Origin of the sequence: Collinsella sp. LCP19S3_B6 (assembly GCF_052121815.1) — a bacterium.
GTDB lineage: Bacteria > Actinomycetota > Coriobacteriia > Coriobacteriales > Coriobacteriaceae > Collinsella.
In genome coordinates this window covers 1-14,285 of the sequence record NZ_JBQKDN010000005.1, presented here as the reverse complement: position 1 = coordinate 14,285, position 14,285 = coordinate 1, and the positions used below count along the sequence as shown (strand labels likewise).

Below are 14,285 nucleotides of genomic sequence, written 5' to 3'. Positions count from 1 at the left end.
GGAGTGACCAGTGTTTGATTCTCTGAGCGATCGCCTCAACGACACATTTGACCGCCTGCGCGGCAAGGGCAAGCTGACCGAGGCCGATATCACCTCGGCCATGCGCGACATTCGCATGGCGCTGCTCGAGGCCGACGTCAACTTTAAGGTCGTCAAGGAGTTTGTCGCCAAGACCAAGGAGCGCTGCATGACCGCCGAGGTCATGGAATCGCTGACGCCGGCGCAAAACGTCGTCAAGATCGTGCTCGACGAGCTCACCGAGATGCTCGGCTCCACCGAGAGCAAGCTCGTCTTTAGCAACCGCATTCCCAACGTCATTATGCTCGTGGGCCTGCAGGGCTCCGGTAAGACCACGGCGGCTGTAAAGCTGGCATACCTGCTCAAGAAGCAGGGCCGCTCGCCGCTGCTCGCCGCGTGCGACGTCTACCGTCCCGCCGCTGCCGACCAGCTGGCCACGCTTGGTGGAGAGATCGGCGTGCCGGTCTTCCGCGGTGACGGCGAGCACCCGGTCGATATTGCCAAGGGCGCCATCCAGGAGGCCGTCGACCACCTGCGCGATGTGGTCATCGTCGATACCGCCGGTCGTCTGCAGATCGACGAGCAGATGATGCAGGAGGCCGTGGACATCAAGAAGGCCGTCAAGCCCGATCAGGTGCTGATGGTCGTCGATGCCATGACCGGCCAGGATATCGTCAACGTTGTCTCGACCTTCGCCGAGCGCACCGACTTTGACGGCGTGATCATCTCCAAGCTCGACGGCGATGCCCGTGGCGGCGGCGCGCTTTCGGTGCGCCAGGTGACCGGCAAGCCCATCAAGTTCGTGAGCATGGGCGAGAAGCCCGATTCGCTGGAGCCGTTCTATCCCGACCGCATGGCCAAGCGCATCTTGGGCATGGGCGATGTCGTCGGCATTATCGAGAAAGCCCAGGAGGCAGCCGATGCCGAGCAGCTCGAGGCTGCCGAGCGCATGCTGCGCGAGGGCTTTACCATGAACGACATGCTCGACCAGATGAAGGCCGTCAAGAAGATGGGCGGTATGAAGGGCATTCTGGGCATGCTTCCCGGCGGCCAGCGCGCGCTCAACCAGATGGGCGGCAACCTGGATGAGGGCATCTTCGACAAGAACGAGGCCATCATCATGTCGATGACCAAGGAGGAGCGCCTGCGTCCTTCCATCATCAACGGCCAGCGTCGCGCCCGCATCGCCAAGGGTGCCGGCGTGACCCCCACCGAGGTCAATAGCCTTATGAAGCAGTGGGGCGAGATGAACAAGATGATGGGCCGCATGCGCTCGATGGCCAACCAGGCGCAAGCCGGCGGCAAGAAGGGCAAGAAGGGTAAAAAAGGCAAAAAGATGCGCATGCCCAATATTCCCGGTCTGGATGCCATGGGCCTGGGTGGCATGGGCGGCCTGGGTGGCCTGGGTGGCATGGGAACAGGTGGTCCCAAGTCCGATATGGACCTGCTGCGCCAGATGGAAGCGCAGATGCGTAATAAAAAGTAACGACTGGTTGAGTCGAGTATGGCGAAGGCCGCCTGGATGGTACTCCAGGCGGCCTTCGCCGTTCGTTCGCAGGTTTTCTCACGCGCGGAAGCGTGTTGGCGTTGAGGTGCTTGCCACTAGTGGCAGCCGCAGCCCTCGTGCCCATCATGGTCGTGGTGGCCGTGGCAGCTGCAGGACTCGCCATGCTCGTGGGCGTGCTCGTGCTCGTGCCCATGGCAGTCGCAGGTGGCCTCGCCGGTCTGCGCGAGCGTGCCGGCAATGAGGGCCTCGACGCAGGCGTCGCAGCTGCCCTGGGCGCCCGCATAGACCGTGATGCCTGCCTGGGTGAGCGCGTTGATGGCGCCGCCGCCGATACCGCCGCAGATGAGCGTATCGACGCCACCGTTGGCGAGCAGACCCGCTAGGGCGCCGTGACCAGTGCCGCCGGTGCCTACGACCTGCTCGTTGAGTACCTTGCCATCCTGGATGTCATAGATTTTGAACTGCTCGCTGCGGCCAAAGTGCATAAAGATGTTGCCGTTGTCGTACGTCGTTGCCACCCTCATGGTGCCGACCTCCTTTGCTGGCCATATGGCCGTCGTCGTAGGTGTGGGGGAGTATGCGATATTGCCGCCCTCGATACTAAGTGCTCGCCCGTTGACCAGCGCGTTTGCCACCTTGCGATGCGCGCGGCTGCAGATGGCCGCCACGGTGGCACGGGCGATGCCCATTTGCTGGGCGACGGCCTCCTGATTGAGGCCTTCTAGGTCGCAAAGCCGTAGGACTTCGAGCTCATCGACCGTCATGTCGATGGCGTCTCCGCTGGCAAGGCCGTCAGGGGTAAAGCCGCGATATTCGGGAATGATCCCAACACGGCGCAATTTTTCGCGTCTTCCTGCCATACACTCTCCAAATCTGACATATGTCAACAATAGGATAGCGCGTATACGAAACCCTTCAAGCTATTTTTGTCATATGTCAAAAAAGCTAAAGGTGGAGCATTTGCGAATGCGGTGCCGTACTGCCGTGCATTGCGTGTGCCGCCCCAAGTGTGCAATTCGATGCTGCGCGCCTGGGCTACAATAAAAATCGCTTATAGGCGACTGACAGGAGGGTCAATGAGCAAAGCTGATCAACAGTTTGTAGCCATGTGCCGCGATATTCTGGACCATGGCACCACTACCGAGGGCCAAAAGGTTCGTCCGGTGTGGGAGGACGGCACCCCTGCCTATACTATTAAAAACTTTGGTGTCACGGCACGCTACGACCTGCGTGAGGAGTTTCCGGCGCTTACCCTGCGTCGTACGGCCCTCAAATCTGCCATGGACGAGATTCTATGGATCTATCAAAAGAAGTCCAATAACGTGCATGACCTCAACAGTCATATTTGGGATGAGTGGGCCGACGAGACCGGATCCATCGGCAAGGCCTACGGGTACCAGATTGGGCAGAAGAGCCATTATGCCGAGGGTGACTTTGACCAGATGGACCGCGTGCTGTACGACCTTAAGCACACGCCGTACAGCCGCCGCATCATGACCAATACGTACGTTTTTAGCGACCTGTCCGAGATGCACCTGTATCCGTGCGCCTACAGCGTGACCTATAACGTCACGCAGCGCCCGCAGGACGATAAGCCCACACTCAACATGATTCTCAACCAGCGCAGCCAGGACATTTTGGCCGCGAACAACTGGAATGTGTGCCAGTATGCCATTTTGCTGATGATGGTCGCGCAGTCGGTCGATATGATCGCTGGCGAGTTGCTGCATGTGATCGCCGATGCCCATATTTACGACCGTCATGTCGATATCGTCCGCGAGCTTATCGAGCGTCCGCAGTTTGCGGCTCCTAAGGTAACGCTCAACCCCGATGTGCATGATTTCTACGCGTTTACGACCGACGACTTGATCGTTGAGGGCTATGAGCACGGTCCGCAGGTCAAGAACATCCCCATTGCGGTGTAGGTGACGCGCATGACGTGTAAGCTTTCTGCCATTGTCGCCGTGTGCGATGACTGGGGCATTGGGTGCGAGGGTGACATGGTCGTGTCCAACCGTGCCGACATGCGCCATTTTGTGGCGTGCACCAAAGGTTGCCCGGTCATTATGGGACGCAAGACCCTGCTGAGTTTTCCCGGTGGGCGTCCGCTTAAGAACCGTCGCAACATTGTGCTCACACGCGACGAGGGCTTTGCCCTCGAGGGCGTCGACGTAGTGCATAGTATCGACGAGGCCTTGGCCGCCGTGGCCGATGAACCTGTTGCCTGGGTGATCGGTGGCGGCGATGTCTATCGGCAGTTTTTGCCGTACTGCGTGGAGGCCGAGGTCACGCACAACCATTGCACCCATGCCGTGGACACGTACTTTCCCAATTTGGATGTCGATCCTGCGTGGGAAGTTGCGCGGCGCGACGGGGTTGCCACGATTGCCGCGGGCGAGGGTGACGAAGGCCTCGATTATGAGTTCGTGACATATCGTCGTGTTGATGCTTAAATCGTCTGGCGTGAACGGTATCACCGGGTTGATTGAATGCATGGGGCGGCGCTTAGCGTCGCCTCGTTTGGTATAGATGTGCTGTAAAGAAGGGTACGGGCTGGCTGCTATGACTGATGCCGTTGAGGTGCTGCGAATCGATTCCCTTAATGATGAGCGGCTCGACGCCTACGTGCGACTGACTGAGCGCGAGCTGCGCTGCGTGCTGGAGCCGCAAAAGGGCATCTTTATCGCCGAGAGCGCCAAGGTCATCGAGCGCGCGGTGCGTGCCGGATACGAGCCGGTGAGCTTTCTTTTGGGTGAGCGCTGGCTCGATCAGATGATGCCGCTGTTCGAGCGTCTGGTTGTACGCGAGGGCGCAGGTCCGGTTCCTGTGTTCGTGGCCTCCATGGATCTCATGGAGCAGTTGACGGGCTTTAACGTGACGCGCGGTGCGCTCGCGGCGTTCCGTCGCCCGCGTCAGATTCCGGTTGATGAGTTCTTGGACGGCGTCGTCGAGGTGGCGGGTGAGCGCCCGGTGCGCGTGTGCGTGCTCGAGGGTATTGTCGACCATACTAATGTGGGTGCGATTTTCCGCTCGGCGGCAGCGTTGAATGTCGATGGCATTTTGGTGAGCCCCACTTGCTGTGACCCGCTGTACCGCCGCTCGGCCCGCGTGAGCATGGGCACGGTGTTCCAGGTGCCCTGGACGCGCATTGGCAGCGAGGCACGCGTATGGCCGCATGATGGGCTGGCGGCGCTGCACGATGCCGGCTTTTCGTGTGCCGCCATGGCATTGACGGATGATTCGGTGTCGTTGGACGATCCCGCGTTGCGGGAGATTGACCGGTTGGCGATCTTTATGGGCACCGAGGGCGCCGGCCTGGGCGCCAAGACCATCGCGGGCTGTGACCGGGCTGTGCGTATTCCGATGGCGCACGGGGTCGATTCGCTCAACGTGGCCGCGGCGAGTGCTGTCGCTTTTTGGCAGTTGTGTCCGCACGTGAGCAACGAGTATCACTACCAGCCGGGACTGTATCACTAGGCAGATATTTTGCACTGGGCTCTGAGTCCGAGTGTTTCGGTTGACGCCGGTCGGTGCTAAGCTGGTGCTGGCTTTGGTCTTAAATTGACGTTTTGTTGTTTGACGTGCGCTGGTGGGGAGGGCGTGTGGCTAAGAAATCTACGGCTATCGATGTAACACAGGGTGTTATTTGGCAGCAGTTGCTTTCGCTGTGCGTTCCCATCTTTTTTAGTTCGTTCTTTCAGCAGGCATACACGCTTATCGGTACCTATATCGTCGGTCAGTTTGGCGGCAAGCTCGCGCTGGGCGGCATACAGGCCACGATGGTGCTCACGGAGCTCTGCATCGGTTTTTGCGTCGGTGTTGGCGCCGGCTGTGCTGTTATTACGGGTCAGTATTTTGGCCAGCACGATGATGAGCGACTGAGTCGTTCGGTCCATACGGCCATGACGCTCGCTCTGGTGGGCGGTATCGTTGTCTCGATTCTGGGCATAGTGTTCGTTGAGCCCATGCTGGTGCTTATGAATACGCCGCATGAACTATTGGCCGAGGGTGTGGCCTATGCTCGTTGCTATTTTGCCGCCATGGTTGCGGCGCTGCTGCTCAATATGGGAACGGCACTGCTGCGCGCCGTGGGCGACACGCGTGGCCCTGCCGTGATCATCGCTTCCGGCTGCCTCGTTAACGTGGTACTGGATGTCATCTTCGTTGCCGTGCTTCATATGGAGGCTCTGGGCTGCGGCATCGCGGTGGCGCTGACCATTTGCTCCAACGCCACGATGATCGTGATTCGCATGATGCACGCACCGGGTGCGTGGCGGCTTTCACTGTCCAAACTCGGCATTGATCCTGGTATTTGCAAGAGCATGATCTCGTGTGGTCTGCCGCTTGGCTTTCAGTCTGCTGCGTATTCGATTTCCAACGTTTTGATTCAGGTGTCGGTCAACTCGTTTGGTGCCGATGTCACCACGGCTTGGGGTCTTTCGGGCCGCTTAGATGGCATTGTCTGGATGGTTACCGAGGCGCTTGGCGTGTCGATCACCACGTTCTCGGCACAGAACTTTGGCGCGCGCAACTACGAGCGCATGCGCAAGGGCTACCATACGTCGCTCGTGCTGTCGTTTATGCTCATTGGTGGCCTGTCTGCCGTGCTGCTGGTGTTCTCGGGTCCTCTGTCGCGTCTGTTTGTCGACGATGCTTCGATCTCGGCGTACACCACGACCATCATCCATTTTATTGCGCCGTTCTATGCGATTTTCTCGATTATCGAAAACGCGTCGGGCTCCATTCGCGGTGCCGGCGTGAGCTTGCAACCCATGATTCTCACGATTTTCGGCACCGTCGTGCTCAGGGTGATCTGGGTGTTTGCGATCATGCCTTTCGATCCGTCGCTTGAGCTCCTGCTGCTGGTTTACCCCGTAACCTGGCTCATCACGGCCGCGATGTTCACCATCTACCACCACAGCGGCAACTGGCTAGGCCGCGCCACTGCCTAATGATCCGTATGAGACAGAGGAAAACGGATCATTGCTCTCCGTGGTGATGTCGATGATTCGTTTTCCTCCGTCCCCTTTGGATCAATTAGTATTCGATGCCTTGGCGGGCTAGGAGGCCTTCGTCGAAGTAGTGTTTGACGGGGCGCATTTCGGTTACTAGATCGGCAAGGTCGGCGAGGGGCAGCAAACCGCGGCCAGTGAGCACGAGCTCCGTGGTGGTTGGTTTCATCGCGATTAACGCTTCGACATCTTCGCGCGTCACAAAGCCCCGTCGCATGGCTTCTCCCAGCTCATCCAAGATCAGCACGTCGACTTGGCTAATCTGCTCGCGCGCCAGCTCCATGATCTGTGCGGCACAGGCTTCGGGCGTGTTGCGGTCGGCTTGTACGATGCAAAGCCCCAATCGAGGAGCTGCGTCATGTTCGGCGCAGTGCAGCTTCTTGGCAAACTGAAGCATGAACACGTTAAGTCCATAGCCCGTGGCGCGCAGCGCGAGCCCCAGCGCAGCCGTCGTCTTGCCCTTGCCGTCGCCCGTATAGATTTGAACCTTGCCGACTTCCAGTGATGCCATCTCTGTCCTTTCGTGCCCGGTGTCGGTTTATCGCCGGCCGGGTTGGGTATTCTAGTTAGCATTATCAACCCCAGTAGATGGAGTTCAAGCAGATGGAGATGGATGACAACAAACGTAGACGGAATATGATCCTCTACGTGCTCATCGCCTTCGTCGTCTACCTCGTGCTCTCGACCGTTCTGTTCCCCAACATCGGTCACACGCAGCAGATTACGAAGACCGATTACTCGACGTTTGTCAAAGCGCTCGACAAGAAGAGCGTCGATAAGGTCGAGTACAACACGGACGATTACTCGATTTATTACACCAAGAAGGGCGAGGACGAGAACATCGCCTACAAGACGACCGGTGTGCCGAATGATGCGGGCTTTACCGATCGCGTGCTTGAATCTGGCGCCTCGCTTGAGTCGGTCGTTCCCGATAAGAACTCGGGTCTGATGACTTACTACCTGCTCACCCTCATTCTTCCCATGGCGATTTTCTTCCTGATCGGCTGGTGGCTCAACCGCCGCATGAAGAAGGCCATGGGTGATGACGGCCCGTCGATGAACTTTGGCGGCGGCGGTTTTGGCGGCGGTGGACTGGGCAAGTCCGGCGCGCGCGTGATTGCCTCCAAGGATGTGGGCGTGACCTTTAAGGATGTCGCTGGCCAGGAAGAGGCCAAGGAGTCCCTCAAGGAGGTCGTCGACTTTCTGGAGAAGCCGCAGCGCTACGAGGAGATTGGCGCCAAGCTGCCGCGCGGTGCCCTCCTTGTCGGCCCTCCGGGTACCGGTAAAACCCTGCTTGCCAAGGCTGTGGCCGGCGAGGCAGGTGTTCCGTTCTTTAGTATTTCGGGCTCTGAGTTTGTTGAGATGTTCGTCGGCCGCGGCGCCGCCAAGGTTCGCGATCTGTTTAAGCAGGCCAAGGAAAAGGCCCCGTGCATCGTCTTTATCGATGAAATCGACACCATCGGCAAGAAGCGCGACGGCGGCGGCTTTAGTGGCAACGACGAGCGCGAGCAGACGCTCAACCAGCTGCTGACCGAGATGGACGGCTTCGATAACCACAAGGGTATCGTCGTCCTCGCTGCCACCAACCGTCCCGACAGCCTTGACCCGGCCCTGTTGCGCCCCGGTCGTTTTGACCGCCGCATTCCCGTTGAGCTGCCCGACCTGACCGGCCGTAAGAACATTCTTGAGCTGCACGCCAAGAGCGTGAAGACGCAGCCGCCGATCGACCTGACCGCGATTGCCCGCGCCACGCCCGGTGCCTCGGGCGCCGACCTGGCCAACATTATCAACGAGGGCGCCCTGCGTGCCGTCCGCGAGGGTCGCAAACGCGCCACGCAGGACGATTTTGAGGAGTCGGTTGAGGTCGTCATCGCCGGTCAGCAGCGCAAGTCCACGGTGCTGTCCGACCACGAGAAGCAGGTCGTTTCTTATCACGAGATCGGTCATGCCATCGTTGCCGCTCGCCAGAAGGGCTCTGCGCCGGTCACAAAGATCACCATCGTGCCGCGCACGAGCGGTGCTCTGGGCTACACCATGCAGGTCGAGGAGGACGAGCGCTTCCTGACCACGCGCCAGGAGATCCTGGACAAGCTCGCCGTCTATTGCGGTGGCCGTGCTGCCGAGGAGCTCATCTTTGGCGAGATGACGACCGGCGCCGCCAACGATATCGAGCAGGCCACCAAGCTCGCCCGTAACATGGTGACGCGCTTTGGTATGTCCGATGAGTTTGGCATGATGGCGCTCGGTACCGTGCAGAACGCGTACCTTAACCAGGATACGTCGCTCACCTGCGCCCCCGGTACGGCCGAGCGCGTGGACGCGATTGTCGCCAAGCTGATCGAGGATGCGCACGACCGCGCCCTGCAGATCCTGAAGGAGAACAAGTTTAAGCTCCACGAGCTAGCTCGTTATCTGTACAAGAAGGAGACGATCACGGGCGAGGAGTTTATGAATCTCCTCACGCGTGAGAATCCGCTGATGCCAAAGCAGCAGTAATACTAGTTGCGCAGTGCTTTCGTCCCATTTGAGTGTCCACCTCAAATGGGGCGTTTCGCTTGGGAAGAGTTGTATATGAAGATCGTGGTAAGTGCCTGCTTGATGGGCGAGAGCTGCAAGTATAACGGGCTCGATAATTACCATCGCGAGCTGGTTGAGGCTTGCGAGCGCACGGGAACCGAGGTGCTCCTCGTGTGCCCAGAGGTTTTTGGCGGTCTGCCCACGCCGCGCAAGCCGTCCGAAATTGTGAACGGCGAAGTCCGTACCTGCGAGGGCGCCTCGGTCGATCGTGAGTTTCGCCTGGGTGCCGAGCGCTCACTCGACATGTGCGAGCAGGCGGGCGGGCCGGAAGAGATCGCCGCGTGCATCTTACAGGACCGTAGCCCCTCGTGCGGTGCAGGTCGCGTCTACGATGGCACCTTTAGCGGCACGCTCACCGCGGGTAACGGTGTCTTCGTCGACCTGCTCCTGCGCCACGGGTACCGTGTGATTCCCGCAAGTGAATTTGACCCGAGCATGTTGGAATAGCAAATGAAAGGGGGCGGCCATCGAGTAGATGGTCGCCCCCTTTACTGGCAAGCTAAACAATTTCAACAGATATTCAATGGCGTTTTCCCAGATAAAACCTGCCAAAATAAACCTGTCCCTTTTTGGTAGGTTAGGCGAGGAGGGTGTGGCCGTAGGCGTTGGCTGCCTTGATGGCGGCGGCGAACTTCTCGTCGGTGAAGGGCTCGGGGTTACCCTGCTTCCACTCGTTGGTGGCGTGCGCGTACTCGCACAGGGCAGGGATATCGGCCTCGGAAAGCCCGACCTGCTCAAGCGTCACGGGCAGGCCCATCTGCTTGTTAAAGGCGGCATAGCGCTCAAGGTTCTCGGTGTCGCCCGTGTAGGCGAACAACACGAGCACGCCCAGGCTTACGACCTCGCCGTGCAGGTAGGTGCCCTCACGCGGAATGCTGCAAGTGGCGTTGTAGAACGCGTGTGCCACGCTCGAGTTGTAGTAGTAATCGTTCTGGTTGGTCAGGTTCGAGACATATCCTGTGTTGACCACGATGTCGAGCGCGATCTGCTTGACGGCCTCGCTCGACAGGTCCTGGCGCACGTCCTCAAGACCCTGGACGCCATAGGTAAACAGCGGCTCGGAGCAGGTGTGGGCGAGTGCCAGGCCAAGACCGGCGGTGTGCTCCAAATTTCCGGCGCTTGTGGCGTACTCGACCTCGGGCTGCTTGGACAGGGCATCGCCCACGCCGGCCCAGAAGTACTCTGCCGGTGCCTCGGCGATGATCTTGGGGTTGATGAAGATGTGCGCGGGGCGGTTGGGGTACGAATAGCCCTCAAGCGAGCCGTCGTCGTTGTAGACAACGGCAATGGCGGTCGCGGCGGAGCAGTTGGAGCAGATCGTCGGCACCGTAAAGACGATCTTCTTGAGCTCGATAGCTGCGGTCTTCACGGTGTCGAGCGCCTTGCCGCCACCACAGGCTATGAGCACGTCAGCTTCCTGGCAGGCAGGGGAGTTTACGACCTTGGCGATATTGGCGCGTGTGCTGTTGGTGCCGTAGACGCGCGTCTCCAGAACCTCGACGCCGGTGCCTGCCAGCGCGGCTTCGATACCGGGAAGTGCTGCAGCCAGTGCTCGCTTGCCACCGATGATTGCGACCTTGGTCGCACCGTATTCGGCCAGCGCGCCGGGTAGCTCGTCGAAGCAGTCCTCGCCGACGGTATAGTCGCTCATTCCGATCGTGCGCATAGCAACCTTCTTTCGTTCGATAAAGTGCTTTCAGGTATTTTGCTCCTAGAGAAGGTCTACAGCCGCGAGAAATTTCGAACGTATAAAACCAGTGTTGAGGGTTTTTCGTCGGCGCGGAACGTGCTAGCATACTCCGCATAAGCGTTGATGGGGACGAGTAGTCGGCCGTCCGCATGCTACAGAGAGCGGGGAGCGCTGAGAACCCGTGCATGCGACCGATGAAAATCACCCCGGAGCTGCGGTCCCAACGGACGTGCCGCGCAGGCACGTCTTAGTAGATATCGCCGAGATGGTCGTCGATACAGGCCAGCCGAGTAACGGATGCGAGCGCGCGGCGACGCGGGCGAGGGCATCTAAGCTGGGTGGTTAAGCGAAGAGCTTTTACGGGCAGACTGCCTGTCTTGTGGCGCTTCGTCCCAGCTTGCAGGGACGGGCGCTTTTTTGGTGCCCAGAGGGCGTGCGCGCCCATGACAAGAAAGGGGTACCGTGGCAAACGAGTACAAGCAGACGATGAATCTGCCCAAGACCGGTTTTCCCATGCGTGCCGGTCTTTCCAAGTCCGAGCCCAAGCGACTCAAGGACTGGCAGGACAACAAGGTCTACGAGCAAGTTCTAAAGAAGAACAAGGGTCACAAGAAGTTCGTGCTGCACGACGGCCCTCCGTATGCCAACGGCCCGATCCACATCGGCCACGCCATGAACAAGATCTCTAAGGACATGATCAACCGTTACTGGATGATGCAGGGCTATGAGGTTCCCTATGTCCCCGGTTGGGACTGCCACGGTCAGCCGATTGAGCACAAGGTCGAGGAGAAGCTCGGCACCGAGAAGTTCAACCAGACCTCCACGGCTAAGATCCGCGAGCTTTGCAATAAGTTCGCTGTCGAGAACATCGAGCTGCAGAAGGCCGGCTTCCGTCGCCTGGGCGTTCTTGGCGACTGGGACAACCCGTATCTGACGCTCTATCACCAGCATGACGCCGCCGACATCGAGGTCTTCAAGGCCATGTTCGACAAGGGCATGATCTATCGCGGTCATAAGCCCGTCCACTGGTGCAAGCACTGCCACACCGCGCTGGCCGAGGCCGAGATCGAGTACTCCGACGAGACGAGCCCGTCCATCTTCGTGCGCTTTGAGATGACCACTAAGCCTGCCGGTCTCGAGAACTTCGACGGCCCGGTTGACTTCATCATCTGGACGACCACGCCGTGGACCATCCCCTCCGACCAGGCCGTTTCCCTTAAGCCCGGCGCCGCCTATGTTGCCGTTGAGCACGATGGCCGTGCCGAGGTTATGCTCGAGGACCTGGCTCCCAAGTGCTGTGAGGAGTTTGGCTGGGAGTACACCCCGGTCATGGTCGACGGTAAGCCCTATGTGGTTCCCGCTGAGACCTTCCACCACATCCACTACAAGCAGCCGATCTTTGACGGCGTCGAGGGCGTGGCACTGCTGGCCGATTACGTCGGCGTCGATGACGGTACCGGTATCGTCCACAACTCGCCCGGCCACGGCGTCGACGACTACTTCGCCTGCCTCAAGGAGGGCATCACCGATATCTGCATGCCGGTCGATGACGACGGTAAGTTCTACACCGGCGAGGAGTTTGGTACCGGTGGCCCCTTCAGCGGTATGGATACCGACGAGGCCAATCCGCACATCATCGAGTTCCTGCGCGAGCGCGGCACCCTGGTCCTCGAGAAGAAGATCACGCACAGCTATCCGCACTGCTGGCGCTGCAAGCACCCGGTGCTCTTCCGTGCTACCGACCAGTGGTTTGTCTCGATGGACAAGACCGGTTTGCGCGAGCAGGCTGGAAAGGAGATCCGCGAGAACGTCAAGTGGTATCCGGCCCACGCGGCCAACCGCATCGGTGCCATGGTCGAGCAGCGTCCCGACTGGTGCATCAGCCGTCAGCGCAACTGGGGCGTGCCTATCCCCAGCTACACCTGCGCCGACTGCGGCGAGAAGGTCATGAACGACGCCACGCTCGACGCCGTCATCAAGCTCTTCCACGAGAAGGGCTCCGACGCCTGGTTCACCGACGCTCCCGAGAGCTACCTGGGCGAGGCCTGCGTCTGCCCCAAGTGCGGCGGCCATCACCTCAAGGCCGATAAGGACATCCTCGACGTGTGGTGGGACTCCGGCGTGTCCTGGAAGGCCGTCTGCGAGTATCGCCCCGAGCTTGAGTACCCGGCGGATGTGTACCTCGAGGGCTCCGACCAGCACCGCGGTTGGTTCCAGAGCTCGTTGCTCACCTCGGTGGGTGCCAACGGCCACGCCCCGTACAAGGCGGTCGTCTCGCAGGGCTTCACGCTCGATGGCCAGGGCCGCAAGATGTCCAAGTCGCTCGGCAACGTCATCGACCCCAACAAGGTCTGCGACGAGATGGGCGCCGATATCATCCGCCTGTGGGTCGCCTCGGTCGATACCAGCTCCGACGTCTCCATCGACCACGAGATCCTTGCTCGTACGTCCGATGCCTACCGTCGTTTCCGCAACACGCTGCGCTTCCTGCTCTCCGAGCTCGAGGGTCAGTTTGAGCCCGAGACCGACGGCGTCGCCTTTGCCGACCTGCTGCCGCTCGACAAGCTCATGGTTGCCCGTCTGACCCAGGTCCAGGCCGAGGTCGACGACGCCTACGCCAGCTACGAGTTCCCGCGCGCCTACCGTGCGCTCTACGACTTTGTGGTTACCGAGCTTTCCAACGTGTACCTCGACGCCCTGAAGGACCGTCTGTACTGCGACAAGCCCGGCTCGCTCGAGCGCCGCAGCGCCCAGACCGTGCTGGCTGAGCTCTTCTCGATGCTCATGCGCGACCTGCAGCCGATCCTGTCCTACACGGTCGACGAGGCCATGGCCTATGCGCCCGCCGGCTGCGTCGATCACCAGAAGTACGCCGCGCTGCTCGATTGGTATAAGTCGCCCATCACGGTCGACGAGGCCAATGAGTTCGAGGGCGTGCTCGAGGCCTCGCTCGAGCTCCGTAGCGCTGTGACCAAGGCCCTTGAGGATGCCCGCTCCGCCGGCACCTTCACTAAGAGCCAGCAGGTCCGCGTCAAGGCGGTCGTTCCCGCCGAGATGTATGCGCTGCTGACCGGCGACAAGGCCGTCGATCTGGCCGAGTTCTACATCGTCTCCGATGTTGAGCTAACCCAGGGCGAGGAGCTTTCCGTTGCTATTGAGGCCGCCGAGGGCGAGTGCTGCGACCGTTGCTGGAACTATCGCACCACCGTCGGCGAGTACAACGGTCACGCGCATATCTGCGAGCGCTGCGCGAATGCCTTGTAGTTACGCGGTTTTACCAAACCGCGTAACAGGTTGACGCTGCTAACCCGCCAGAGCGGCAATCTGCCTTTCAGCTTCGGCGGCATGACCAGAAGGTCTATGCCGCCTTGCTTCAAGGCACCTTGCTCGCTCTGGCGGGTTTTCGCTCATATGACCCAATCCGCTGTCAAGAGCCACAATGGCCCCGCCGACCGCTTGCAATCGGTCGGCGGGGCCTGCC

Annotated in this window: 11 protein-coding genes; 8 read left to right on the top strand and 3 right to left on the bottom strand. The window is 60.0% G+C overall.

Going from position 1 to position 14,285, the window contains the following annotated elements:
* Nucleotides 1-10: 10 nt before the first annotated feature.
* Nucleotides 11-1,504, top strand: a complete 1,494-nt coding sequence (gene ffh / locus ACTQWD_RS02910) for a signal recognition particle protein (RefSeq protein ID WP_427747339.1) — start codon at nt 11-13, stop codon at nt 1,502-1,504.
* A gap of 116 nt (nt 1,505-1,620) precedes the next feature.
* On the opposite strand, the gene ACTQWD_RS02905 is transcribed toward ffh, so the two are convergent.
* Nucleotides 1,621-2,385 (bottom strand): NifB/NifX family molybdenum-iron cluster-binding protein, encoded by a 765-nt coding sequence (locus tag ACTQWD_RS02905; protein WP_427794672.1) that lies wholly within the window; start codon nt 2,383-2,385, stop codon nt 1,621-1,623.
* Between the two features lie 216 nt (nt 2,386-2,601).
* On the opposite strand from ACTQWD_RS02905, the gene thyA reads away from it, so the two are divergent.
* The 4 genes from thyA to ACTQWD_RS02885 all read left to right on the top strand — a co-directional run bounded on the left by thyA (nt 2,602) and on the right by ACTQWD_RS02885 (nt 6,477).
* The gene (gene thyA, locus ACTQWD_RS02900) at nt 2,602-3,450 is read left to right on the top strand and encodes a thymidylate synthase (protein WP_154515464.1); all 849 of its coding nucleotides are present in this window, start codon (nt 2,602-2,604) and stop codon (nt 3,448-3,450) included.
* A 9-nt stretch (nt 3,451-3,459) separates the two neighbouring features.
* Nucleotides 3,460-3,978 carry a dihydrofolate reductase gene (locus ACTQWD_RS02895; protein ID WP_441559209.1) on the top strand — a complete coding sequence of 173 codons (519 nt, stop codon included), beginning with the start codon at nt 3,460-3,462 and terminating at the stop codon, nt 3,976-3,978.
* A gap of 109 nt (nt 3,979-4,087) precedes the next feature.
* Nucleotides 4,088-5,002 carry a TrmH family RNA methyltransferase gene (locus tag ACTQWD_RS02890; RefSeq protein WP_441559208.1) on the top strand — a complete coding sequence of 305 codons (915 nt, stop codon included), beginning with the start codon at nt 4,088-4,090 and terminating at the stop codon, nt 5,000-5,002.
* Nucleotides 5,003-5,127: 125 nt separating this feature from the next.
* Nucleotides 5,128-6,477 carry an MATE family efflux transporter gene (locus ACTQWD_RS02885; protein ID WP_441559207.1) on the top strand — a complete coding sequence of 450 codons (1,350 nt, stop codon included), beginning with the start codon at nt 5,128-5,130 and terminating at the stop codon, nt 6,475-6,477.
* An 85-nt stretch (nt 6,478-6,562) separates the two neighbouring features.
* Here ACTQWD_RS02885 and ACTQWD_RS02880 read toward each other — a convergent pair whose 3' ends face one another.
* On the bottom strand, nt 6,563-7,048 hold the full coding sequence (locus ACTQWD_RS02880) for a cob(I)yrinic acid a,c-diamide adenosyltransferase (RefSeq protein WP_441559206.1): 486 nt from the start codon (nt 7,046-7,048) through the stop codon (nt 6,563-6,565).
* A gap of 92 nt (nt 7,049-7,140) precedes the next feature.
* Here ACTQWD_RS02880 and ftsH point away from each other — a divergent pair, with 92 nt between their 5' ends.
* Nucleotides 7,141-9,033, top strand: coding sequence for an ATP-dependent zinc metalloprotease FtsH (gene ftsH / locus ACTQWD_RS02875; RefSeq protein ID WP_195838531.1), 1,893 nt, complete (start codon nt 7,141-7,143; stop codon nt 9,031-9,033).
* Between the two features lie 75 nt (nt 9,034-9,108).
* Nucleotides 9,109-9,561 carry a DUF523 domain-containing protein gene (locus ACTQWD_RS02870; RefSeq protein ID WP_441559205.1) on the top strand — a complete coding sequence of 151 codons (453 nt, stop codon included), beginning with the start codon at nt 9,109-9,111 and terminating at the stop codon, nt 9,559-9,561.
* Between the two features lie 130 nt (nt 9,562-9,691).
* Here the strand turns inward: ACTQWD_RS02870 and ACTQWD_RS02865 are convergent, their stop codons facing one another.
* Nucleotides 9,692-10,780: an iron-containing alcohol dehydrogenase family protein gene (locus tag ACTQWD_RS02865; RefSeq protein WP_154515482.1), complete on the bottom strand. Its 1,089-nt coding sequence runs from the start codon at nt 10,778-10,780 to the stop codon at nt 9,692-9,694.
* Between the two features lie 510 nt (nt 10,781-11,290).
* Here ACTQWD_RS02865 and ileS point away from each other — a divergent pair.
* A complete protein-coding gene (gene ileS, locus ACTQWD_RS02860; protein WP_441536971.1) occupies nt 11,291-14,068 on the top strand; it encodes an isoleucine--tRNA ligase in 2,778 nt (925 codons plus the stop codon).
* The last annotated feature ends 217 nt before the right edge of the window (nt 14,069-14,285 follow it).

What these genes read in the sequence shown, in the direction of transcription:
- ACTQWD_RS02905 (WP_427794672.1), bottom strand. Translation starts at nt 2,385, where the DNA reads ATGGCAGGAAGACGCGAAAAATTGCGCCGTGTTGGGATCATTCCCGAA.
- thyA (WP_154515464.1), top strand. Translation starts at nt 2,602, where the DNA reads ATGAGCAAAGCTGATCAACAGTTTGTAGCCATGTGCCGCGATATTCTG.
- ACTQWD_RS02895 (WP_441559209.1), top strand. Translation starts at nt 3,460, where the DNA reads ATGACGTGTAAGCTTTCTGCCATTGTCGCCGTGTGCGATGACTGGGGC.
- ACTQWD_RS02890 (WP_441559208.1), top strand. Translation starts at nt 4,088, where the DNA reads ATGACTGATGCCGTTGAGGTGCTGCGAATCGATTCCCTTAATGATGAG.
- ACTQWD_RS02880 (WP_441559206.1), bottom strand. Translation starts at nt 7,048, where the DNA reads ATGGCATCACTGGAAGTCGGCAAGGTTCAAATCTATACGGGCGACGGC.
- ftsH (WP_195838531.1), top strand. Translation starts at nt 7,141, where the DNA reads ATGGAGATGGATGACAACAAACGTAGACGGAATATGATCCTCTACGTG.
- ACTQWD_RS02870 (WP_441559205.1), top strand. Translation starts at nt 9,109, where the DNA reads ATGAAGATCGTGGTAAGTGCCTGCTTGATGGGCGAGAGCTGCAAGTAT.
- ACTQWD_RS02865 (WP_154515482.1), bottom strand. Translation starts at nt 10,780, where the DNA reads ATGCGCACGATCGGAATGAGCGACTATACCGTCGGCGAGGACTGCTTC.
- ileS (WP_441536971.1), top strand. Translation starts at nt 11,291, where the DNA reads ATGAATCTGCCCAAGACCGGTTTTCCCATGCGTGCCGGTCTTTCCAAG.